Here is a 23,865-nt window from a genome sequence, read left to right on the forward strand (position 1 = left end):
GAGGTTAACGCACAGAGGGGGAAACGATGTCCGGTTCGACGGACGGCGATCGAAATCACCTACCGCCGAACCGGATTCATCTCGAGTATGCAGTCTCGACTCAAGCAGTGAGGAAACGGCCCAGCTGCGGCGCAGCTTCTCCTGCGTGCTTGGCCTGGATACCTTCACCGATGGCCTGCAGCTTCCATTCACCGTTCACGCGGTACACCTTTGCCATCACCATTCCGGTGAAAGCCATGCCGCCCTGGAGCGTGTATCGAGCGAGCTCGGAGTTGGTGGTGCTGTCCACGAGACGGCAGAAAGCGTTGGAGACCTGCTCGAACGTGTGTCCGCGGTACGAGGTCACGGTGAAGATCACGGTGGTCACGTGAGCCGGGACCCGCTGAAGATCGACGAGCATGACCTCGTCGTCGCCGTCTCCGTCGCCGGTCAGGTTGTCACCCATGTGACGGACCGAGCCGTCCTTGGACGTCAACTGACCGTAGTAGCAGACGTCGACGAGGTTGCCGTCGGCGTACAGGAGTGCCGAAGCGTCGAGGTCGACATCGGCGGTACGGCTTCCGAACAGGCCGCTCTTCTTGATCGGATCCCAACCCAGACCCATCTGGATCATGGTGAGCGCGACGCCGCCCTCCTTGCGGAGTGTGACCTTCTGTCCCTTGGTCAGGCTGACGGGGCGTCCCTTGACCAGGCTCACCTCGGGCTGCTGGGCCGGCGGCTGGTTCTGCACGGGAGGCGCCGGGGGCGCCTGGTTGTACGTCGGCTGCTGGTTGTACGCAGGCTGTTGGTTGTAGGCAGGCTGCTGCGCCGGCGGGTAGGCCGGCGGCGTCGGTCCCTGGTTGTAGGCCGGCGGCTGGTTGTACGCGGGCGGGGCCGGCGGAACCGGCGGCGCGTTGTACGAAGGCTGCTGCTGCGGCGGCTGGTTGTACGCCGGCGGTGTAGGAGCGACGGACGAGGGCGGGGTGATCGGCGCCGGAGCCGCGACCGGAGTGGGAGGCGGCGGTGGTGCATCGTCGACGGACACACCATGATCGGTGACCAGCGCGGCAAATCCACCCGCGTACCCCTGGCCGACGGCGCGCACCTTCCATGCACCCTGGCGTCGGTACACCTCGAGCGCGATGACGATGGACTCGGTGGTGAGGCCGTCGATCACGTACTCGTACAACACGTTCCCGGCCGCATCGGAGACCCGAGCGGTCGGTGCAGCAGTGCGCCCGAAGTTCGACGAAGCGTCGTCGAGCGTGATGACGGCGCGAACCTGCTCGATATCGGCGGGTACGCCGGCGAGTGAGACTCGGAGTGAGGCAATGCCACCCGGGTTGGGTACCAATTGCACGCCGGGTCCGGTCGGCTGGTTGAAGAAGACGAAGTCGGCGTCGGAACGAACTTTTCCGTTGCTCGTCACGAGGAGTGCAGACAGGTCAGCGGCCGCAGCCAGCTGAACCGAGACAACTACATCCGAGACGTCCAACGGGCCGTTCTGCCCTTTGGCAAGCGATACAGACAACTAAATCCCCTTCATAGAGAGCGTGTATTACCCGAGCGCGGAAGAGAACCACCGCAAGATCTCCGCGCTCGCTGCGATACCGGACCTTTCTGTCACAGTAACGGTCGGCCGTTGCCAATTCAGTTCTTCCAGCTCACCGTGCCTGGGCCTGATCGCGAAATCGGAGTATTCGAGCATGTCCGCATCCAATGCGCCGTCACCAGCCGAGATCACGACGGCGGACTGATCCAGATCACCCGACTCGACCAGTCTGCGGCGCACCTCTGCCAGCGCGCGTGACTTCGAGACAGCGTCGGGCATCGTGTAGATCTTCCGGCCTTGACGAGAGACGTTCCAGCCCCGCGCCACACACCAGTGATTCCATTCGGTCTCGAATTCACTCGGCATCACGGCCAGATCGACGACCAGGTACGGAAACAGATCGTCGGCAACACGAATGGAGCTGACCCAACTCGAGTCGATGCGCGATTCCAGTTCCGCCTGAACCTGCGGCAACTCGGCGCCGGCCTTGCGGGTCGAACGGTCGATCTCGTTTCGCCACTCGCGATCGGCTTCGCCGTCCACCAGGATGTTTCCGCCGTTGCTCGTGATCGCGTACTTCCACGGTCCGCCGGGGAGATCGATCCGCTGAAACTGTGCGATGGTCCGGGTCGTTGTCGGAATCACCGGAACCCGCGAGCTGAGCGCAGTCAGCAGTTCGATCGATTCGACGCTCATGTGCGAGAGCGGACCGCCGTTGTAGTACTCGACGCACAGCGGGCTCGGCGCCGAATCCAGGTCGGAGCCACTGGGATCGCCGCCGATCGCGGCCTGCGAATAGATCATCGTGCGGTCCAGATCCGTGGCGATCAGGACCTGGGACGCAGCGGTGTCCGCACGGCTCACGTGATGTCCTTGATCAGCCCGACACACGAGTAGGCGAGGTCGGGTACCACCTCGACCGGAACCCCGCGGGCCTGCGCCAACAACCGAATGTGTGCATGCTCCGGGGCGTCGAGTTCACGCACCAGAACCTTCCAGGGGAGCCGGCGCAGCAACACCCTGGTTGTTTCTCCGACACCTGGTTTGACGAAGTTGACCGTCGAGATCCCGTACTCGGCTTGCACCTTCTCCACCGACTCCCAGCCGGCCCAGGTCGGCGTCCGATCGGAATCGAGCACTGCAGCAAGAGAATCCGCTGCGTCGCCGCGAACTGAATCGAACTCGGCCGAGACCACGTCGAGCAACCGATTGGAGACGTCGACGTCGGCGAGGTCGGCGTAGAACTTGGCGCCGTGGAAATCGCCGGGCCCGATGAGGGTGTCATTGAGGACTGTTCGTGAGACCAAGCCGGACACCGTCGAATTGAGGCACGCCGACGCGATCAGGAAGTCGTCGCGGGTTCCGTAGGTTCGCACGCAGTGGCCGGGGTCGGCGAGAACAGCCAGATCGGAGTCGAACTTCGCTCCGCCTGCCTCGTGGTACTCCGTCAACGCTGCGTCGAGTTCGCGGGCGATGGCGCCCTTACCTGTCCAGCCGTCGACGAAGACGACGTTCTCCGAGTCGTGATGGTGCGCAAGATAATCGAGTGCGACGGAATCGATGCCCTTGCCGCGGACGATGGACACCGCGTAGTGCGGCAACGTCAGCCCGCGGGTCTGCTGGGCCCAGCGCCGCATCAGAATCCCGATCGGTGTTCCGGCCCGGGCGAGTGAGACCAGCGTGATGTCACTCCCCCGCTCGGCCAGCACCAGGTCCATCACGGTTCCGACAGCGCGCGCCAACCGTGGAGCGCTCTCGGCGAGCACCGTCTCGAACAGATCCCGGTATGCCTGATCGGGTTGGTACTCGATGGGAAGAGACTCGGCATAGTGCGCCTCACCCGATTGAATACGCTTCTCGCGCACGGATACATCCGCTTCGAGATCCACGTGCGAAAGATCCTTGAGCAGCCACTTCACTTCGCCCGGCGCGTACGAACCGAATTCGGGCCCGACCAATGGTTCGTTCATGACGAGCCTCCTGCTCTGGATTCTCGCAGCGCCGACGGATCGGCCCCGCGAACGGTGGCGACCAGGACGTCGGTGCCGGAGTTCCGTAACACCTCGATCACCCCGTCCATCGCCGTCAACCGATCGGTATCGGCGGGCTCGTCCACGACGAGCAAGGCAAGGGCGTCGACCGCCGCGTCAGGCCACTGCGCGTTGTAGACGTATCGGGGTTCGTTCTCGCCCAGTTCCGGTGCCGGAAAGGTGAACCCGCGACGCAGCGGGTATCCCGGCACGTCGACGACGTAGGCGGGTGAACGCGTCGTGGTCTGGTACCGAACCGCTCGCCCAGAGCTTTCCAAGCCCGCGGCGATGCGCAGTGGCAGGTACATCAACTCCTCGTGACCGATCACGATCACAGCACGCGACGCGTCGATCGACGATCCGAGAATGGACACCGCTGCCTCGACGGCTGACTCGAATGCCGCGGTGTCGCCATCGAGAAAACCGTGCCGGCCTCCGTCGGGGACTTGCGCGGGCCACGGCAGATCCATCCGAGACAGCGTGCCGAGGCGATCACCGATCGGGTTGAGAGCCGGAGCATCCAGCGCCGTGACGCGCTCGGTCAGGCCGTCGGGCAGGACCGTCGAACCCGAAGCGAGAGAGACGTAGTCGATTCGTACACCCAGTTCCGTGGCCGCGGCTTCGCTGGCGGCTCGGTGTTCCTCGGTTCTCATGTCCACCAGCGAGGCCACGACATAGCGGCTGCGCGGGCATTGCCCGTGCAGTGCCCGGATGGCATCGATCGCGGTGGCGCCGGTGGAGATCTCGTCGTCGACGAGGACCAGTGGCAGGTCGTTCTCGAACAGCTCGGCTGACGTCGGCTGCATCAGATGGCTCGTGGCGTGCGAGTGTCCCTCCTCGAACCCGGCGAGCGTCGTAGCACCGGGTACGTCGCGACGAGTCGAGTGCAGGTAGCAGTGAGCGCGCAGACGGGCCGCAACGCAATGACCCAAACCTGTTGCGGTTTCGGCAAACCCGAGAACGACGACGTCGACACCCTCACCGAGGGTTGTCCGCACCAGATCGCCGAGGTCGTCGGCAGCACCGATGACCACGGACGGCTCGGTGGGCACGTGCTTTCCCAGCACAGTGGACACCAGCAGGTGAGCGCGACGCGGATTCCGCCGAAGACCCGGGATCACCAGATCGGGCACCGAATGCCCGAGCGACGAATCACCGTGAACGAGGTCCAAGCCGAATTCTGCTGTAGCCCAGGGAACGTCCCGGGACTGGACAACCTCTGTCATCGATCGACCAACGCCGTCAGCAACTCGACGAACGTGATGCCCTTGTTGGTCACACCGAACACGTGAGCGCGGAGCGCAGTCTGATGGGCCCAATTGCGATGCGGCTTCATCTCGTTCATCTTGTTCCGGTAGCCGGAGGCCTGCACTCCCCCGGCGTCGGCACCGAGAATGTCGAGGGCATCGTGATATTCCTCGTGCGTGACCGCGGACAGTGCATTGACCGCCGCGACGTGCGACGGGTGGATGACCGTCTTGCCCTGGATTCCGTTGGCGCGGTCCAGCGCGATCTCACGGAGCAGACCGTCGAGGTCGCGGCTGACGAGATGCTGACGGAACCGGACGGCGTCGTGTTCCTCGAACGGGGTGGCGCGCAGCATCGGCCGGAACATGCGTTCGTGATCGGCGAAGTACTCCCACACCGGCCCGGTGATGACAAAACCCGAACCGTCGGCGCGGCCGAGGTAGTTGACGATGTCGGCGATGACGTCGACAACCACGCGCACGTCGTAGATGGTCAGATCGCGGTCGCGGCGGATACCGAAGGTGCTGCACATGTCGGTGGCGCCGATGCGGACGGCAAGGATGCGCTCGCGGTGTTGCGCGAGAATCCCACTGATGGTGCGCAATTCGAGATCACGTGTATCGCGGTGAACCAGCGCGGGTGATTCGAGTACCGGCATCGCGTAGAGATGCTTACCCAGCAGCTCGGATGCGTCCGCGACGGCGTCGAGAAACACGGGGCCAGACTCGCTGCCGAACTTCGGGATGACGAACCCGGTGAGCGCGGCGCGCCCCTCGGTCAACGACGCGGCGACCTTGTGGATGTCCGCGACTTCACGAACCCGCACGAACAGCAGCATGCCGACGGCGTCGGTGGACGCGATCTTGTCGAGAGCGTCAACCGCGTTTGCCCGCGCCGATTCGACCTCGTGATCAGCGACGGCGTCCTCGAGATCGAGCACCATCGAGCTGACGCCTTCGGACGCACGCTTGACCACGATGTCGGCCAACCCGGCTCGGGTGGCAGGAACGTAGAGAGTTGCACCCAGAGCAATCGCGAGCAGATCCCTCTCGTCGGAATCCGCGAACGATCGAGGCGCATGCAGGAACAGTTGCTCCCGCACGTCATCCTCGAGATGTTGAAAGTGCTGCATTTCTCTTCTCTCTGTAACCGCAATCAAGTCCATGAAACGACCCCCTGTGACAACGCGTCGAGCAACTCCGATCCCCCGATCGGCCCGACCATTCAGTTTTTGCCGGCTCGCGCCCGCATCTTCTCGACAACTTCGGTGATGAACGTCGATACCGAGTCCAGCTGTAATACATACGACCAGTAGTCCGGATGAGTTCCCGACAGTGACGCACTCGCTCGCTCGATCCTTGCTAGTTGAGCATCGAGTACGGAGCCCCACTCCGCCACCAACCCTTGGTTAACAGCGAACATCTGGGCGTCTTTCAGCCGGAAACGAACCTCACGTTCCTTTTGGCTCGGATCTGCCCGGACTGCACGCAGAGTAGCGAGACGGTCCGTCACGGCGTCGGCACACGCTTCGGCGTCGGCGAGGTGCACGCGGGCTTCGGCCATCAAAGCCAGTGCATGTTCGGGGTTTCCCGCAGCCAGCGACTGCTTCGCTTCCTTGAGATCGATGTCGGCCTGATCGATATGCGCTCGGCTGCGACTGCTGTTGTCGACGAGGTCAGCGGAACTCGCGGCGTTGAACTCGCGCAGCAATGCGGAGTACGCCGGATCCAGGCGGTCCACTCGAGTGCGCACTGCCGACAACCTGGTCGAAACGGAGGAGATCGTCATCTCGGCACGGTGCTGGGTCGACGGGGCTTCTGCCAATGCTTCCTCGAGCGCCGATACCGCTTCGCGGACACTCTCGGCCCGCGTGCGGACTGCGTCGGCGCGACCGGATGAGCGCGCATTGTCGAGCGCTGCAACCGCGTCGTCGAGGTGTTCGGAGGCCGTCACCACCGACGGGTACTCGCGATAGCGCTGATCGGTGGCAGCCAGTTTTTCCCGGACGGCGTTCGCCAGGGTTCGGGCCTGTTGGCCGAGGACGGGAATGGCGGACATCGTGACCGTCGCCTGCTCGAGGTGCGCACGATGCCCGTTGTAGAAGGCGTCGACGCCCTTTGCCGCCTCGACGAGTTCGGCTACCGACTTTTCGAACGCCGCCCGAGCACCGTTCGGGTTCTGGTGGAGTACCTGATCGTTGCCATAGCGCTCGGATGTGTCGAGGTAGTCCGACGCAGCCTGGAAGCACCGATCCCGAACGGGTTCCCACGCAGCGCGCAGCCCTCGCTCGGGGTACAGCTCGGCGGAAGCGTCGACTGCTGCCGACGCGATGGTCTGCCGCTTGTCCATGTCGAGGAACGCCGAAACCATGGCCGTCTGCGCCTCCCGCGCACGACTGACCGACTCCCCCACTCTTGCCCCCCGATTGAAGCGCTCCGACCATCTTCCCACCACGATTGAATCCTACGGGTCCAGCACTTAGCTTCTCGGTTCGTAATTCTGCTGTTACGGCGAACACACCGGAACTGCGGTTAGGGTGGTGGAGGTAAACACACTCCCAAGACGACTTCGCGTCGTAGTGGGCCTTGTCTCTCCTCTTGAAAGGACCCCTGAATGGGCGTCAGCTTGACCAAAGGCGGCAATGTCTCTCTCACGAAGGAGGCCCCGAACCTGACTGCAGTGGTCGTCGGCCTGGGCTGGGACGCACGTTCCACCACCGGAGCTGCTTTCGACCTCGACGCCAGCGCAATCGGCGCAGGCTCGAACAAGAAGGTCCTCTCCGACCAGCACTTCATCTTCTTCAACAACCTCCGCTCGCCCGACGGCTCGATCGAGCACAAGGGTGACAACACGGACGGCGAAGGCGAAGGCGACGACGAGCAGATCGACGTGAACCTCGCAGCGGTTCCTGCCGAGGTCGAGAGCGTTGTCTTCCCCGTTTCGATCTACGACGCAGAAGCTCGCTCGCAGTCCTTCGGCCAGGTCCGCAACGCGTACATCCGCGTCGTCGACAAGTCGAACGGCAACGAGCTCGCTCGTTACGACCTCTCCGAGGACGCTTCCACCGAGACCGCCATGGTCTTCGGTGAGCTGTACCGCAACGGTGCAGAGTGGAAGTTCCGCGCAATCGGCCAGGGCTACGCGTCCGGCCTCGCGGGCATCGCGCGCGATTACGGCGTCAACGTCTGATCTTCGCTCTCGACGAGCTGACTCGGGGAAGGTTCCGCAGTAGTCTGTGGAACCCTCCCCGTTTTCACGTTCGGATGCGGTGAGAGACCGCTTGCAGTAACCACTCTGCATTGACCAACTAGAAAGGGCCACGCTCCGTGGTACTGCGAATATTCGGTTTATCCATCGCAATTTCGATCCTCGCGATGATCGTTGCGTTCATCTACGGCGGACCCGAGGCACTGTTCCTCGTCATCATCCTGTCGATTCTGGAAATCTCGCTTTCCTTCGACAACGCCGTCATCAACGCCACTGTTCTGCAAAGAATGAGTGAATTCTGGCAGAAGATCTTCCTCACCATCGGCGTCATCATCGCCGTCTTCGGTATGCGTCTGGTGTTCCCGCTCGTGATCGTCTGGGCTGCATCCGGTCTCGGACCCGTAGCTGCACTCGACCTCGCACTGAACCCGCCTGCGGACGACGCCGCGTACTTCGCCAACGGCGAGCCGAGCTACGAAACCATCCTCACCGACGCTCACCCGCAGATCGCTGCCTTCGGTGGCATGTTCCTGCTGATGCTCTTCCTCGGATTCATCTTCGAAGAGCGTGAGATCACCTGGCTGTCCTGGCTGGAGAAGCCGCTCGCTCGCATCGGCAAGCTCGATCAGCTCTCCGTCGTCGTGGCCGGCATCGTCCTGGTTCTCAGTGGTTCTTTCCTCGCCGCTGACGACAAGGTCTCCACCGTCATGATCTCGGGCGTTCTGGGCATGATCACCTACATCGCGGTCAACGGATTGGGTGAACTGTTCAATCTGCCGGAAGAAGGCGAAGAGGAAGAAACCGCCAAGTCCGGCGGCCCCACGCAGCTCGCGAAAGCGACCGGTAAGGCCGGCTTCTTCCTGTTCCTCTACCTCGAGGTCCTCGACGCGTCCTTCTCCTTCGACGGCGTCATCGGCGCATTCGCCATCACAGCAGACCCGATCATCATCGCCCTCGGCCTCGGCTTCGTCGGCGCGATGTTCGTCCGTTCCATCACGGTCTTCCTGGTCCGCAAGGGCACGCTCTCCGATTACGTCTACCTCGAGCACGGTGCGCACTGGGCCATCGGCGCTCTGGCCGTCATCTTGATGGTGTCCATCGGCGTTCACATCAACGAGATCATCACCGGCCTGGTCGGTGTCTTCTTGATCGGCGCTGCTTTCATCAGCAGCCTCATTCGCAACAAGCGAATCGCGAACGCAGATCCGAAGTTGGACGAGAACACTCCGGCAACTGTCTGACGTTCTTTTTCGAAACGCCCGCGACCAATTGGTTGCGGGCGTTTTGTTTGTTATGCCTGAATTGAAACTCTCTGCATTCCCAGCCGCGCGCCAATTGTTCAGCCGCGCGCCAAATTCAGCCTGCGGGTGAACAATTGCCCTGCGGGTGCGAAACCGCACAAATCTCGACCCACCCCGGCACAATCAAGAGGCGAAATCCGATTGTGCACAGTGATGAGGGGGAAAGTCGTGGAAGACCAGTTTCTGTCCAAAGGCCAGAACATCGAGCTCCCCGACGAACTCGATCAGATCGACATCGTGATCACCTGGGACAATACGGAATTCGGTGTCGATGCCTCGGCATTGCTTCTGGGTGCTGACGGAAAAGTCAGGTCCGACGCGGACTTCGTCTTCTACAACCAACAGGAATCTGCTGACGGCTCGGTTCGCTATCTCGGCCGCCGCGAAGCCGAATCCGGCCCGCACGAGCGCCTCCTCGTCCACCTCGCTGCTGTACCCGAACAGGTCGATGCGATCGCGTTGGTAGGCAGCGTCGACTCCGGCTCTTTCGGAGACCTCGGCAAACTTGCGCTCCAACTGGTCGATTCCGGCGGCTCTCCTATCGCCGAATACGTCACCGCGGACGCATCCACCGAAACCGCCTTCGTCTTCGGTCAGGTCTATCGGCGCAACGGGAAGTGGAAACTTCGCGCCATCGGCCAAGGTTGGGCTTCAGGACTCGCCGGGCTCGCCGAAGACTTCGGAGTCGACGTGAGCGAGGATGCCCCCGTCGAGGAGCCGTCGTCACCTGAGCTGGAGACACCCCAACCGATATCGGAATCCGATCCACCAGTCACCGAACCCACGACGCCACCAAAGCCCGCACGGCAGCGCGGGGTTCGTACAGCGAAGCCCGTGCCCAAGAAGGCTCCACTACCCGAATTCAAGCACGCCGAGTCCGAGACCTGGCAACCTGCACGACTCTTCTCGGTGATCGGCGTCGGAACCGGCGAGGAACAAGAACGACGCACGACGTCGGCATTGGTTTCCACGATGCAAGCGGTTCCATTGTTTGCGCGGGCGGTTTCGTCCCGCGTGGGCGCACCGGCCGGCTCGTTCGAGGGCTATGTCGAAGTTCCCTACGTCAAAGGTGAATCTCGGGTGATCCCGGATGCGGTGTGGCGCATCGCCCGCGGAAGCCGGCTCTGGACCGGCTTGCTCGAAGCAAAGACTGGAGCAGGCACCCATACCCGAGAGCAGCTCGAAAACTATCTCGACGTCGCCAAGAAGAACAAGTACGACGTCGTGATCAGCCTGTCCAACGACTTGCCTGCCGGCGCCGGCGAATTACCCGTCGAGGTAGACAAGCGCAAGCTCACCAAAGTTGCGCTGCGGCATCTGTCTTGGGCAGAAGTCATCCACGAGGCCCGGATGGTGCTCTCGCACGGCGGAATCGACAATCCTCTGCAAGGTTGGATTCTCAGCGAATTTCTCCGGTACATCGAACATCCCAAGTCAGGGGCCGAGGAGTTCGTCGACATGGGTCGTCACTGGGTATCGATACGCGATTCCGTCAGCGCCGGGACTCTACGTCCTGGAGATCCGAAGGCAGCGGCGGTCGCTCAGTCGTGGATCGCGCTCGCACGAAATCTTGCGCTGCGGTTCACAGCTGATCTCGGTGTCATCGTCAAACATGTGTTGCCCCGCCGGGTAGTCAACGACGCGGAAGCGCGTACCGCGCTGACGGTCAATGAATTGGCGAACGACGGCACCTTCAGCGCCACCCTCCGGATCCCCGACGCAGCCGGAGAGTTACGGGTTACCGCTGATTTGAGAACCAACAAAGTGAGCTGCAGTACAACGGTTTCCGCTCCTGACGAAGGTACCGCGGGAAAACGGGTTACTTGGGCTTTGCGTCAATTGAAAAATGCACCCGAGGACTTGTTGGTCGAAGCGTTGTTCACCGGCCCTGCCGCGTCGACATGCGAGATTCTTACATCGGCCCGAGCAACACCGCGTCTACTGACGGACGGGCAAGGCGGTCAACTCACTTCATTCGTGCTGACACAGTCCTTCCCCCTCGGCAGCAAGCGTGCGGGCACTGCTGCAAGTTTCATCAGCAGCGTCACAAGTTCAGCCGAGGTGTTCTATTCCGAAGTCGTTCAACCACTCCGGGAATGGGTCCCCGCCGCACCTAAAGCGTCCGATCTCCCTCGTGAAGAACAAGTCGACAACGAAGACTGAAATTGAACGAGATAGTCATAGAGCGCGCAACGGACGAGGACGCCGCGGAAATCCTTGTTCTACAACGCTGTTGCTGGGTCTCGGAAGCAATCTCGAACAACAGCATGGACATACCCCCGCTCCACGAGGACCTACTCACGGTCCGAGCCTGGGTTCAGCAGTCGACGGTCTGGGCCGCACGACGCGGCGGCCGACTCGTCGGGGCCGTCCGCGGCACAGCCGACGGAACCGCATGGCAGATAGGGCGCCTCATGGTGGCACCGGACTTGGCGGGCAACGGCCTCGGCCGACGCCTCTTGCAGCACGTGGAACAGAACGCTCCGGAGCACACCACAAGTTTCGAGCTGTTCACCGGAAGCAAGAGCGTGCGGAACATTCGCCTGTACACCCGAGCGGGCTACTCCCAATTGCCGCCGGACCCCAGCCACATCCCCGGAGTCGTCTACCTGTCCAAGCCGAACGCCATCAACTCCGACTGAACGGCGATACTGACTTCTGTGGTGAACATTCGCGTCGCAGCGCAGACAGACTTGCCGTTCTTACGTGAGCACGACTCACACATCGCAGCCGAGGAACTCGCGTCAGTGATCCAACGCGGCCGGATACTCGTCGCCGAGGACAGCGGGAAACCAATCGGATGGCTGCGCTGGGGCTTGTTCTGGGACGAGATTCCGTTCATGAACATGCTGACCGTCCTGTCTTCGAACCGCGGCCAAGGCATCGGGCGCGCTTTGGTCACAGACTGGGAAAAACGCATGAGCCGCGCGGGACACTCGCAGGTCCTCACCTCCACACTCGCCGACGAATCAGCCCAGAACTTCTATCGCGCAATGGGATACAGCGACGCGGGAGTTCTGTTACTCCCAGGCGAGTCCTCCGAAATCTTCCTACGCCGAGACCTCGAGCCTGCGCCCGATCTGACCGATCCCCACATTACCCGCGAGTAATATATGGTGGTCGTCACACCGCGATCTCAGGGTGGGGCGTGGCACACCAATGTGGAGGACGAGTATGTCGTCAAGGGTCTTATCTCGCACAGTTGTCGGAGTACTCGCGGTTGCACTGACAGGCGTCGGTGCACCGGCAGCACTCGCGCAGCCGGCTCTTGCCCAGTCCCCTGATGACAGTTTCTACAGCTACGAGGGCGCGGCGCCTCTCTCGTCGTACGCTCCAGGCGCGGTCCTCGAGACTCGCACCGTGCCGTACACCATTCTCAACATCCCGACCCCGATACAGGCAGTGCAGGTTCTCTACCGATCAACCGACGCCCTCGGTCAGCCGTCGGCCAACGTCACCTCGATCCTGCGCCCGGCCAACGGTCAACCGGATAAAGTTGTTTCGTACCAATCCTTTTACGATTCACTGAACCCCGACGACAGTCCGTCGCGGGCCATCGCGGGCAACACCCCGATCGGAGACTGGACGCCGAGTGGGCGCAATTTCAACGTCGGCGGAACCTTCACGTCCATCGAGGCAGCCTTGTTCGGGCCGCTCTTCGCCCTCGGCTACACGATCGTCGTCCCGGACACCGAAGGCCCGGATGCAAACTTCGCTGCCGGACCCGAATACGGGATGATGACGCTCGACGCTCTGCGTGCGGTCAAAGATGTCCCGGAAACCGGAATCACCGACGACGCAGAGATCGCGCTGATGGGGTACTCCGGCGGAGCGATCGCCACCAACTGGGCTTCGATCCTCGCTCCCGCGTACGCACCGGAGATCAACGACAACTTGATCGGTGCCGCGCAGGGCGGCGTGCTGGTCAATCCGGCTAACAACCTTCGCTACGCGAGCGGAAGCATCGGGTGGGGCGGCGTCGTCGGCATGGCTATCGTCGGCGTTGCGCGTTCGTACGACATCGATTTCGGAAAGTATCTCAGTGACCGTGGACGCGACGTCATGGCTCGACTCGAAGACGCGTCCATCGGCAACGTGCTGGCACAGTACCCCGGTCTAACCTGGCAGGAACTGGTCAAGCCCGAGTACGCCGATCCCAATACGGTTCCCGAGTACGTCGATGTCGTGAACAAGATCAACATGGGCACCGCTGCGACACCGACGATTCCGATGTTCATCGCTCAGGCGGCCAACGGCACCATCGAGGGCACCCAACCCGGTGGCCCCGGCGTCGGAGCGGGCGACGGCGTCATGATCACGGGCGACGTCCGTACCCTCGCACGCAAGTATTGCGACGCCGGCCTGCCGATTCAGTACGACCAGTACGACACCATCAGCCACTTCCTCGGCGCCATGCTCTGGCTCCCCGGTGCGCTCACCTGGATCGACGACCGATTCACCGGCAAGCCTGCTCCGTCGAACTGCGCGAATATCGCACCGGGGAACTCTCTTGCGCCGCAGGAACATGCACGCTAGCTGACCGAGACCTCGAATCTACTTCGACGGCTCCACCTCCCAGCGAACGTGAGTTACCAACGGTTCCAGGCTAAGCCGGCTGACGGCGGATTCCAGGAGTCCGTCGTCACGCTCCGCTGCGGCCAATTCCGCGACCACTCGTACGCGGTCGCTGTCCGGGATGTCGAAGGACTGCACTGACCGGAGCTGGAACTCCGGCCTCGAAATGGACTGCACGGTAAGCCCTCTGATGTGAGCTTCGGCGTCACCGTGGCAGGTCACCTCGAAGGTGTAGTCAGCCGGCGGTTCCTCGCGCCCGGTGCGGGCAGGCTGGTGATCCATCATCCGGCCCAACGGCCTCAACAACGTATTCGCCAACATGATTGCACCGGCACCGAACACCGCAACCCAGTACATTCCGCCGCCTGCCAGCGCACCGACGGCGGCCGTGGCCCACAAGGTTGCGGCGGTGTTCAGGCCGGTGACCGAGGCTCCCTGCTTCATGATCACCCCGGCACCGAGGAAGCCGATCCCCGAGACGATCTGCGCTGCGACGCGCGTCGGATCAGCGTCCGGCCCCTGAAACCCGTACGCGCCCATGATGACGAAGAGCGTCGCACCCAAGCTCACCAACGCGTTGGTTCGCAGACCCGCCATCCTTGCGCGCCATTGCCTTTCGATCCCGACGGCAGCGCCGAGGACGAGTCCGAGCGCTATCCGCACAAGGATGACGTGGATTTCCACGGTGAACTCCTAGAGCCAGGTCGCGAATCGACGGATGAACATTCCCTTGGCCACCTGCGTGACGACGCAGTAAGCCGCGAGAGTGAGGACCAACCACGGGAAGTAGTTCCACGGCAGTGAAACCAACCCGAGGGAATGGCCCCAGGACGTGAACGGGAACACCAGCGCGAAGACGCAGGCGGCGCCCGTGCTGAGCAGTACCGGAAGCGAAGCACGCGACTGGATGAATGGGATCTTGCGGGTGCGGATCATGTGAACGATCAGCGTCTGCGAGATCAATGACTCGATGAACCAACCCGATTGGAACAGCGCTGCATGCTCGGGAGAGTTGGCAGCGAACACGAACCACATCAGCGCGAAGGTCGAGATGTCGAAGATCGAACTGATCGGGCCGATGAACACCATGAACCGGCGAAGGCTCTTGGTCTCCCACTTGCGGGGCTTCGCGAGGAAGTCGTCGTCGACGCGGTCCCACGGGATCGTGAGCATCGAGAGATCGTAGATCAGGTTCTGCAACAACAGAACTACGGGAATCATGGGGATGAACGGCAGCAAGGCACTGGCGACGAGCACCGAGAAGACGTTCCCGAAGTTCGACGACGCAGTCATCTTGATGTACTTCTGGATGTTTCCGAAGGTACGACGCCCTTCGATGACTCCTTGTTCGAGTACGCCGAGGTCCTTCTCCAGCAAGATGATGTCCGCGGATTCGCGGGCGATGTCCGCCGCTGTGTCGACGGAGATGCCGACGTCCGCCGCCCGAAGTGCGGGTGCGTCGTTGACACCGTCACCAAGGAAACCAACCGTGTGGCCGACCCGGCGCAGCGATTCGACAATGCGTGCCTTCTGCATCGGATCCGTCTTCGCGAAGACGGTTGTCCGCTGCACCAACTCGTCGAGGGCGTCGTCGTTCAACGCTTCGATCTCGGCGCCGGAGACCACGGTCCCGACATCGATACCGACTTTGCCGCAGACGGTTTCGGCGACCAATTCGTTGTCACCCGTCACTACCTTGACCGCGACTCCGTGGCTCGCGAGGGCTTCGATCGCCCCGGCCGCAGATTCCTTCGGCGGGTCGAGGAAGGCCAGCAGTCCGACCAGGGTCATGCCCTCTTCGTCGGCCGTCGAGTACTCGCGGCGCTGCTCTTCGACGACTGTCTTGGTTGCCACCGCAAGCACTCGCTTGCCCTGACCGTTCAGTTCCGCGACCAGACGGTCGACTCGGGCCAGCCATCCCGGCGTCAATTGGTGGGTCACCCCGTTCAGTTCCACCGATTCACAGACCGAAAGGAGCTCTTCCACTGCACCTTTGGTGACGATCAGATCGGCGTCGCCGTGGTCGACCACCACGGAGAGTCGACGGCGCTTGAAGTCGAAGGGAATCTCGTCCACCAACCCGTGCCGACGCGAGATCTCCTCGACCACTTCGGGACCGGCGGCCTCGATCACCGCGTCGTCGAGAAGACTGCGCAATCCGGTCTGATTCACGGAATTGACTGCCGCTAGCCGCAATACGTCCTCGGACTTGCGTCCGGCAGTATCGAGATGCTCACCGAGAACGATGCGGTCCTCGGTGAGAGTTCCGGTCTTGTCCGTGCACAGAACGTCCATGGCGCCGAAGTTCTGAATCGCGTTGATCTGCTTGACGATCACCTTCTTGCGCGACATGTGGAGCGCACCCTTGGCCAGGTTCGCAGTCACGATGAGCGGCAACATTTCGGGGGTCAACCCCACCGCGGTGGCGACGCCGAAGAGTAGTGCTTGGCTCCAGTCCTTGGTCAGTCCGTTGATGATGAACACCGCGGGAACCATGATCAGCATGAACTTGATCAGCAGGTAGCTGACACTGCGCACCCCGACGTCGAAGCTGGTTTCGGGTCGCTTGGACACCAATTGTGCTGTCATGGAACCGAAGTAGGTTCGCTTGCCGGTGTGCACCGCAACGGCGGTGCCGCTGCCCGACACGACGGAAGTACCCATGAACCCGATGTTCTCGGCTTCGAGCAGCCGATCGACGTCGATCCCCGTCGACGGTTCCGCCGACTTCTCGGCCGGCATCGACTCACCGCTGAGCATCGACTGATTGACCTGTAGATCCTTGGCCCGGATGATGCGGACATCGGCCGGGATCATGTCGCCTGCGGCAAGCTGGACTACATCACCTGGCAGTAGCTGCTCGATCGGAATCTCAGCCGTGACCACGGTGTTGTTGATCTTGCGGGTGGCCGCGACAGTTGTCGTGACCATGGCCTTGAGTGCCTCGGCAGCCCGAGTCGAACGGTATTCCTGCCAGAACCTCAGGGACACACTGACAAAGATCATCAGCCCGAGGGTGATGATGCCCTCGTAGGAGGGACCGTCTTCCGGGTCTGCCCACACCACGTCGGTCCCGACCATGATCAGGGCGAGGAACACCAGGATCAAGATGAACGGATTCTTGAAAGCTTGCGCGAACTGCACGATCGCCGGTGCCGGGCGGTCGTGGCGGACATCGTTGCGCCCGTATTGCCGACGAAGATCGTCGATCTGATCGTCACGAAGGCCGTTGGCCGTCGTAGTCAGATCTGCGAGAACGGTGCGCGTGTCCGAGGCCGAGTAGTCGACCAATTCCTGTGCGCTTTCTTTTGCCAGGACCGTTGAAGGTGTTTGTTGTGCACTGTTTCTCGTGGGCCGTGGCCGCAATGCGAGAACGGAAAATGACATGACGAATCTCCTCGACTGCCAGCGTGCACGGGACAGTGCCAGTGCATGAGGGCAGCAGAATGCGCTGAACGACAACGGAAGTCGTCAGCGGACGCGACAAAGCCGCGCAGATGAAACCGAGGGTGCGAAGGTCAGAGACTGACGAGCAAAATGCCGGGGTGAGCACCGTCGGTAAGAACAGAAGGGTGGGTCGAATATCGACTCGGCGGGTCGTCCACGATGGTCACCTCCTGAAAGTTCGGGGCGTCCGATGACGCCACACAAAGTACATGCGCACAGCACACGCCAGGAGAACCGAATATCGACGTACTCTCGCCTTCGCCGGAAGAAACCGGCATCAAGCTGCGAAAACACCTCCACGTCCGAGTTTTGGCACTGCACGACGTGTCCCGATCAAGACCGGGAAGCCACTTTGGATCACCCCTTAAGCCGGGGAGATCTGTCCTAACCTTGGGCGTCTCTCGACGTCGTGAGATCAGTGGCCTGTGTTCGTGCAGAAGCCTCACCTAACGAGGTACTGCACCCAGAGGGTAGTTCTCAAATCTGTTGCCTGTCAACCGAGCAACTCAGACGGCGGGCAATCCTGCCCGTGCGACGGCGCCGGCGAAGAGTGCCGTCACGGCGGCACCCATCACGCTCTGATCAACTTCTTCCGGATCCACCGAGTGCTCGAGAACGAGCCCGGATATCAAGGCCATCAACGAGATTGCAGTGGTCCGCACATCGAAGGAATCGTCCACTCCCCATTCGCGGGCACGTTCACCGATCAACTCCACGAGTTGACTGCGCAAGTGGCGACGCTCACGTAAGTACGCCTGAGCGATCTGCGGATCACGTCCGGCGAGCACTCCGAATTCGAGGACGAGCAGTGACCACCCCGGGTCGTCGACCATCCACGTTGCAATGGCCTCGCCACCTTTGCCCGCCGCGTCGGCCGGGTTCATCCCGGCGATCTCGGCAAGCACACGGCCGGCCAGTTCGAGAGACCGTTGCGCGAACAGTTCGGCGAACAGATCCTGTTTCGACTCGAAGTTGGAGTAGACAGCCCCCTTGGTGAAGCCCGCTCGGCGAGCAACTTCAGTGAGACGTGCAGCACTGAATCCGCGCTCCGCAAACTCTTCCGCCGCAGCGTCGAGCAATCTTTGTCGCACCACGTCACGTCCGGGGCGGGTTACCGGCGTCCAGTCCGGTTGACGAGATTCAGTCACGATACCTAGAGTATTCAATACCTCGGGTATTGACAAGCTCTTTACTTTCGACAAGATCAGGACTCTTTCGTGACCACTACGCATCCGGCACACGCCGCACCAGACAACAGCTCCACCCACGACGAACACCACCACGACAATCTGCTGGTGAAATACGGCGCACCCAAGGTGATGGCCGCGCTGTTCGTCGGCGTGCTCCTGCTGCAGATGGGCTTCATCCTCAGCTACGTCGCCGCCTTCCATCAGCCGACTCCGCGAGACATCGAAATCGCGGTCATCGCCGATCAGGGCACACCGGACGGCATGGATCAGCAGATCGCCGACAAACTCAACGCCATCGACGGCAGCCCGCTCGACGCTCAGGTGGTCGACAGCACGGCGACCGCTCGCCGCATGATCAACGACCGCGAGATCCAGGGCGCGTTTGTCATCAACCCGGCCGGACCGGACACCCTGATCACCGCGAGCGCGGGAGGCAGCTCCATCGCGACGTCGCTCGAAGCGGTGTTCACGAAGGTCGAGGCGACGCAGGACCGACAGTTCGTCGTCCGCGACGAGATCCCCGTCGGAGCACACGACAACCGCGGACTCTCCGGCTTCTACCTCTCGGTCGGCTGGGTCGTCGGCGGCTATCTCCTTGCGGCAGCCATCGGACTGTTCATCGGTGCGCCGAAGACCCTCCGCCAGGCAAGCGCGCACACGGGCGTGATCGCGATCTACTCGATCATCTCGGGAGCCCTCGGCGCACTCATCACCTCACACGTCCTGGGAACTTTCGCGGGCCACTGGTTCCCACTCTGGATCCTGGGAACAGCCGTGGTGTTCGGCACCGCCATGTTCACACTCGGATTGCGCGCTGCCATCGGCGTTCTGGCAGTCCCGCTGGCTATCGCCGTCTTCGTGATTCTCGGCAATCCCAGTGCGGGAGGCGCATTCGGCTCCAACGTGATTCCCTCGTTCTATGCCGCCATCGGCCGATGGATCACACCCGGCGCCGGCACCGAAGGCGTGCGGAGCATCGTCTACTTCAACAACGTCGGCGTCGGCCAGCCTGCTCTGACGCTTTTCCTGTACGCGCTGATCGGTGCGGTCATGCTGTTCGGCTTCACGATCCGTCGTAACCGAAAGTCCACCGACACGACGCCGACTCCAGCTGTGGCGAACGCCGACTAGTCCTAGTCTGAACTCATGACGAGCCTCCTCCACCCCAACGCCTCGCACGTCGCCGAAACACTGATCTCACGGGGTCACCACGGCGTCATCGTCACGCAGCCCGAAGCCACGCACACCGCGGCCGAGGCAGCGGCGGCCGTCGGGGTGGAGGTAGGCGCGATCACCAAGTCGCTCGTGTTCCTTCTCGACGACGATCCGGTCCTACTGCTGGTCTCCGGCGCACATCAGGTCAATCTGAAAGCCACCGGCGAACGCCTCGAAGGCAAGCTCACGCGGGCGCCGCTGGAAATGGCGAAGTCGGCAACGGGCCAGCCGATCGGTGGGGTCGCTCCGCTCGGGCATCCCACCAACCTGCCCACCTACATCGATACCGCCCTCGAGCAGTACCCCGAATTGTGGGCTGCTGCCGGGCACCCGAACACGGTCTTTCGCACGACGTACTCCGAACTCCTCCGAATCACGGCCGGCCTCGCCGTCGACATGGACTGACGCACTTCAGCCAACCCGGTCCGAACCCACTCAGACGTGCGTCCACCTATAGTTGGACGCACCATGTGCACTGCAACCAGGACCCCGGCCGGTAACCACTGGCGTCGACGACACGTAGATCTGTGCCGCACCGACGCATGTCTGTGTATGCCGAGCGCAGTCACCTCGACCACACCGCACACCTCGAGTTCCAGCCGGAGAGTTCCCGTTGTCTGACAAGCCGAATGCCGTTTCCAGCCACACCACCCCCGACGTCCCCGAAGTAGCAGCGACGCCCGAGTTGTCCACCGGCATCTGCGCCGGTGACTACCGTGCAGCGCTTCGCCGCCACCCCGCCGGTGTCACCGTCGTGACCCTCGATTCGGGTACCGGCCCGGTGGGTTTCACCGCCACCTCGTTCTCGTCCGTCTCCCTCGAGCCGCCGCTCGTCTCGTTCAACATCGCGGAGACGTCGTCGAGCATCAATGCGCTCAAGGCAGCCGAGTCCTTGGTGATCCACCTTCTCGGCGAACATCAGCAACATCTGGCCCAGCGCTTTGCGCGTAGCGCCGATCAGCGTTTTGCAGACGAGTCACTGTGGGCAGTGCTCGACACCGGGGAGCCGGTTCTGCACGGCACCCCCAGCTGGATGCGCGTCAAGGTCGACCAGTTGATCCCTGTTGGCGACCACACGCTGGTCATCGGACTCGTCACGCGGGTTCACGCCGAAGAGGACGACGAATCCGCTGCCGCACCGCTGCTCTACCACGAGGGCAAGTACTACCGCCCCACTCCGTTAGGTCAATAGACAACTGTGCGCCTTTATTAACCGCCCGCGGTTAATAAAGGCGCACAGCAAGTTAGAGCGCTACGTACTTGGTATCGAGATACTCGTCGATACCCTCGGTTCCGCCTTCACGGCCGAAGCCCGATTCCTTCACGCCACCGAACGGCGCCGCAGCATCGGAGATCGCGCCGCGATTGACGCCGACCATGCCGGTGTCCAGCTTGGCCGAGACGCGCATCGCCCGGTCGATGTCGCGGGTGTAGAAGTACGCCACGAGGCCGTACTCGGTGTTGTTCGCAGCCGCGATCGCTTCGTCTTCGGTGTCGAAACCGACCACTGCCGCAACGGGTCCGAAGATCTCTTCCTTCAGCAGGCGCGCATCGGCGGGCACCTGATCCAGAACGGTTGGGGTGAAGAAGAAGCCGGCTCCTTCGGGCGCCGATCCACCGGTGCGAACGCGAGCGCCCTTGGACACGGCGTCGTCGACGAGTCCGGTGACGGTTGCGAGCTGCTTGGTGTTGATCAGCGGGCCGATGTTGGTGCCCTCGGCGTCACCGGCGCCCACCTTCAAGGCCGCAACCTTGGCGGTGAACTTGTCGGTGAACTCCTCGCGCACCGAGTTGGCGACGTAGATGCGGTTGGCCGCGGTGCAGGCCTCGCCGCCGTTACGCATCTTCGCGAGCATTGCGCCGTCGACAGCTGCGTCGATGTCGGCGTCGTCGAAGACGATGAACGGCGCATTGCCACCGAGTTCCATCGACGTGCGGAGCAGCTTGTCAGCGGCATTGCGCACCAACAGCTTTCCGACGCCCGTGGAGCCGGTGAAGGTGACCTTGCGCAGACGCGCATCTTCCATCAGCGGTCCACTGATGGAGGCCGCGTCGGACGTCGGGAGGATCGAGAGCACACCGTCGGGCAGACCGGCATCGGCGAACACCTGACCGAGGAGCTGCATGGTCAGCGGCGTGTCCTCGGCGGGCTTGACGATGATGGTGCAACCGGCAGCCAGCGCCGGTCCGATCTTGCGTGTGCCCATGGCGAGCGGGAAGTTCCACGGGGTGATCGCAAGGACCGGTCCGACGGCTTCCTTGGTGACCAGGATGCGACCGTTGCCGGCCGGAGCCTGCGTGAAACGTCCGCCGATGCGTACTGCTTCCTCGCTGAACCAGCGCAGGAATTCGCCGCCGTAGTTGACCTCACCGCGGCTCTCTGCCAACGACTTACCCATTTCCAGGGTCATCATCAGCGCGAAGTCCTCGGCGCGGGCGTGCAGCAATTCGAAGGCGGTGCGCAGGATCTCGCCGCGTACACGTGCCGGCGTGGCCGCCCAGTCTTCCTGCGCCGCAGCGGCGAGGTCGAGCGCACGGATACCGTCGGCAGCGGCGGCGTCGGCTACCTGGGCGAGTTCCTCACCCGTTGCCGGGTTGTAGACCGCAAAGGTCTTCTCGGCCGGGACGAGCTTGCCGCCGAGCCAGAGACCCTTGGGTACCGAGTCGAGAAGATCCGAGACGTTGGACATGTCAGTTCCCCTGTGCTGCAGTGCGAATAGCGGTCTCGAGGACGGTCAACGCGTCGTCGAGCAGCTCTTCGGAGATGACCAGCGGCGGGAGCAGACGGATGACGTTGCCGTAGGTACCGCAGGTGAGGATCACGACGCCGGCAGCGAGGCATTCGGCGGCGATCTTCTTGGTGATATCGGCGTCCGGCTCCTGCCCACCGGGCTTGACCAGCTCGATGGCGAGCATGGCGCCGCGACCGCGAACGTCACCGATGACGTCGAGTTCCTTTGCCAGTGCGTTCATTCGGCCGACGACGGTCGACTCGATGGTGCGTGCGCGGCCACAGAGGTCGAGCTCGCGCATCTGGTCGATGGACGCCAATGCAGCGGCGCAGGCGACTGGGTTACCGCCGTAGGTGCCACCGAGGCCGCCGGGGTGGACGGCGTCGATGAGCTCGGCGCGGCCCGTGACAGCGGCGAGCGGCATGCCGCCTGCGATGCCCTTGGCGAGAGTGACCAGGTCGGGGACGATGCCCTCGTGATCGCTGGCGAACCAGGCGCCGGTACGAGCGAAGCCTGCCTGAACCTCGTCGGCGATGAAGACGACGCCGTTCTCCTTGGCCCACGCGACGAGCGTCGGGAGGAATCCTTCTGCGGGAACGATGAATCCGCCCTCGCCCTGAATGGGCTCGATGAGGATGGCGGCCGTGTTGGCAGCACCGACCTGCTTCTCGATCATCGTGATGGCGCGCTGTGCGGCCTGCTCACCCGTGATCTTGGAGCCGTCGACGTTGAGGCCCTCGCGGTACGGGTAGGACATCGGGACGCGGTAGACCTCGGGGGCGAACGGACCGAAGCCGCTCTTGTACGGCATGGACTTCGATGTCAGTGCCATCGTGAGGTTGGTGCGGCCGTGGTACGCGTGGTCGAAGACGACGACTGCGTCGCGACCGGTTGCGTGACGGGCGATCTTGACGGCGTTCTCGACGGCTTCTGCGCCGGAGTTGAACAGCACGGAACGCTTCTCGTGGTCACCGGGGGTGAGCTCGGCGAGACGCTCGGCGACCTCGACGTAGCCCTCGTACGGAGCGACCATGAAACAGGTGTGGGTGAAGTGCGCGACCTGATCCTGAACTGCGGACACGACGGCCGGGTTGGAAGCACCGACGCTGGTCACCGCGATACCGGCACCGAGGTCGATCAGCGAGTTGCCGTCGACGTCGACGATGACTCCGCCGTCTGCGTCGGCGACGTAGACCGGGAGGGTGGATGCGACGCCGGCGCCGACGACCTTCTTACGGCGTTCGGCGAGCGCAGCCGAGCGCGGGCCCGGGAACTCCGTGACGATGCGACGCTCCTGCGGAAGCCGGTATTCGATTGCACTCATGTGACCACCCTCTCGGTTGTGTATTGCATTCGAGTATGCGACGCGCGAAGCATCGCAAGCACTGC

At 62.7% G+C, this 23,865-nt stretch carries 20 protein-coding genes and 1 riboswitch; of the genes, 9 read left to right on the forward strand and 11 right to left on the reverse strand.

Translation table 11 applies throughout. The features are described 5' to 3' along the window. Positions 1-100: 100 nt before the first annotated feature. The 6 genes from CPI83_RS25880 to CPI83_RS25905 all read right to left on the reverse strand — a co-directional run bounded on the left by CPI83_RS25880 (position 101) and on the right by CPI83_RS25905 (position 7,179). Entirely contained in the window at positions 101-1,510 is a 1,410-nt protein-coding gene (locus CPI83_RS25880; RefSeq protein WP_054187881.1) for a TerD family protein, read from the reverse strand. 27 nt (positions 1,511-1,537) lie between these two features. Beyond that, on the reverse strand, positions 1,538-2,335 hold the full coding sequence (locus tag CPI83_RS25885) for a hypothetical protein (protein WP_054827728.1): 798 nt from the start codon (positions 2,333-2,335) through the stop codon (positions 1,538-1,540). Positions 2,336-2,391: 56 nt separating this feature from the next. Continuing rightward, entirely contained in the window at positions 2,392-3,501 is a 1,110-nt protein-coding gene (locus tag CPI83_RS25890; RefSeq protein ID WP_021342748.1) for a cysteine protease StiP family protein, read from the reverse strand. Further along, positions 3,498-4,787, reverse strand: a complete 1,290-nt coding sequence (locus CPI83_RS25895; RefSeq protein WP_021342747.1) for a phosphoribosyltransferase family protein — start codon at positions 4,785-4,787, stop codon at positions 3,498-3,500. The genes CPI83_RS25890 and CPI83_RS25895 overlap by 4 nt, the downstream gene beginning before the upstream one ends. Further along, a complete protein-coding gene (locus tag CPI83_RS25900; RefSeq protein ID WP_021342746.1) occupies positions 4,784-5,941 on the reverse strand; it encodes an HpcH/HpaI aldolase/citrate lyase family protein in 1,158 nt (385 codons plus the stop codon). The genes CPI83_RS25895 and CPI83_RS25900 overlap by 4 nt, the downstream gene beginning before the upstream one ends. A 92-nt stretch (positions 5,942-6,033) precedes the next feature. Then, positions 6,034-7,179: a hypothetical protein gene (locus tag CPI83_RS25905; protein ID WP_007727045.1), complete on the reverse strand. Its 1,146-nt coding sequence runs from the start codon at positions 7,177-7,179 to the stop codon at positions 6,034-6,036. A gap of 243 nt (positions 7,180-7,422) precedes the next feature. Between CPI83_RS25905 and CPI83_RS25910 the strand changes: the two genes are divergently transcribed. The 6 genes from CPI83_RS25910 (at position 7,423) to CPI83_RS25935 (ending at position 13,853) form a co-directional block, all read left to right on the forward strand. Beyond that, entirely contained in the window at positions 7,423-7,998 is a 576-nt protein-coding gene (locus tag CPI83_RS25910) for a TerD family protein (protein ID WP_003941199.1), read from the forward strand. A 137-nt stretch (positions 7,999-8,135) separates the two neighbouring features. Next, complete coding sequence (locus CPI83_RS25915) at positions 8,136-9,257, forward strand: DUF475 domain-containing protein (RefSeq protein WP_003941145.1); 1,122 nt, start codon at positions 8,136-8,138, stop codon at positions 9,255-9,257. Positions 9,258-9,485: 228 nt separating this feature from the next. Then, complete coding sequence (locus CPI83_RS25920; RefSeq protein WP_047889595.1) at positions 9,486-11,480, forward strand: TerD family protein; 1,995 nt, start codon at positions 9,486-9,488, stop codon at positions 11,478-11,480. A gap of 104 nt (positions 11,481-11,584) precedes the next feature. Next, positions 11,585-11,959: a GNAT family N-acetyltransferase gene (locus tag CPI83_RS25925; RefSeq protein ID WP_232816810.1), complete on the forward strand. Its 375-nt coding sequence runs from the start codon at positions 11,585-11,587 to the stop codon at positions 11,957-11,959. Between the two features lie 18 nt (positions 11,960-11,977). Beyond that, a complete protein-coding gene (locus tag CPI83_RS25930) occupies positions 11,978-12,427 on the forward strand; it encodes a GNAT family N-acetyltransferase (RefSeq protein ID WP_037125435.1) in 450 nt (149 codons plus the stop codon). Positions 12,428-12,491: 64 nt separating this feature from the next. Further along, positions 12,492-13,853 carry a lipase family protein gene (locus CPI83_RS25935; RefSeq protein ID WP_097387937.1) on the forward strand — a complete coding sequence of 454 codons (1,362 nt, stop codon included), beginning with the start codon at positions 12,492-12,494 and terminating at the stop codon, positions 13,851-13,853. An 18-nt stretch (positions 13,854-13,871) separates the two neighbouring features. Here the strand turns inward: CPI83_RS25935 and CPI83_RS25940 are convergent, their stop codons facing one another. The 3 genes from CPI83_RS25940 to CPI83_RS25950 all read right to left on the reverse strand — a co-directional run bounded on the left by CPI83_RS25940 (position 13,872) and on the right by CPI83_RS25950 (position 18,430). Further along, positions 13,872-14,576, reverse strand: coding sequence for an MgtC/SapB family protein (locus tag CPI83_RS25940; protein WP_003941187.1), 705 nt, complete (start codon positions 14,574-14,576; stop codon positions 13,872-13,874). A gap of 9 nt (positions 14,577-14,585) precedes the next feature. Then, on the reverse strand, positions 14,586-17,279 hold the full coding sequence (gene mgtA, locus CPI83_RS25945; RefSeq protein WP_097387938.1) for a magnesium-translocating P-type ATPase: 2,694 nt from the start codon (positions 17,277-17,279) through the stop codon (positions 14,586-14,588). Between the two features lie 347 nt (positions 17,280-17,626). Then, positions 17,627-17,800: riboswitch (M-box (ykoK) riboswitch) on the reverse strand. A gap of 45 nt (positions 17,801-17,845) precedes the next feature. Then, entirely contained in the window at positions 17,846-18,430 is a 585-nt protein-coding gene (locus CPI83_RS25950; RefSeq protein WP_029254386.1) for a TetR/AcrR family transcriptional regulator, read from the reverse strand. Positions 18,431-18,556: 126 nt separating this feature from the next. Between CPI83_RS25950 and CPI83_RS25955 the strand changes: the two genes are divergently transcribed. The 3 genes from CPI83_RS25955 to dszD all read left to right on the forward strand — a co-directional run bounded on the left by CPI83_RS25955 (position 18,557) and on the right by dszD (position 20,936). Further along, entirely contained in the window at positions 18,557-19,660 is a 1,104-nt protein-coding gene (locus CPI83_RS25955) for a membrane protein (protein ID WP_003941129.1), read from the forward strand. A 15-nt stretch (positions 19,661-19,675) separates the two neighbouring features. Continuing rightward, positions 19,676-20,149 (forward strand): YbaK/EbsC family protein, encoded by a 474-nt coding sequence (locus CPI83_RS25960; RefSeq protein WP_019746727.1) that lies wholly within the window; start codon positions 19,676-19,678, stop codon positions 20,147-20,149. Positions 20,150-20,357: 208 nt separating this feature from the next. After that, the gene (gene dszD, locus CPI83_RS25965) at positions 20,358-20,936 is read left to right on the forward strand and encodes an NADH:FMN oxidoreductase DszD (RefSeq protein WP_003941189.1); all 579 of its coding nucleotides are present in this window, start codon (positions 20,358-20,360) and stop codon (positions 20,934-20,936) included. Positions 20,937-20,988: 52 nt separating this feature from the next. Here the strand turns inward: dszD and CPI83_RS25970 are convergent, their stop codons facing one another. Then, entirely contained in the window at positions 20,989-22,434 is a 1,446-nt protein-coding gene (locus CPI83_RS25970) for an NAD-dependent succinate-semialdehyde dehydrogenase (RefSeq protein WP_097387939.1), read from the reverse strand. A gap of 1 nt (position 22,435) precedes the next feature. Then, the gene (gene gabT / locus CPI83_RS25975) at positions 22,436-23,800 is read right to left on the reverse strand and encodes a 4-aminobutyrate--2-oxoglutarate transaminase (protein ID WP_007727077.1); all 1,365 of its coding nucleotides are present in this window, start codon (positions 23,798-23,800) and stop codon (positions 22,436-22,438) included. Positions 23,801-23,865: the final 65 nt, after the last annotated feature.

The sequence above is a fragment of the Rhodococcus sp. H-CA8f genome (assembly GCF_002501585.1).
Taxonomy (GTDB): Bacteria; Actinomycetota; Actinomycetes; order Mycobacteriales; family Mycobacteriaceae; genus Rhodococcus_F; species Rhodococcus_F erythropolis.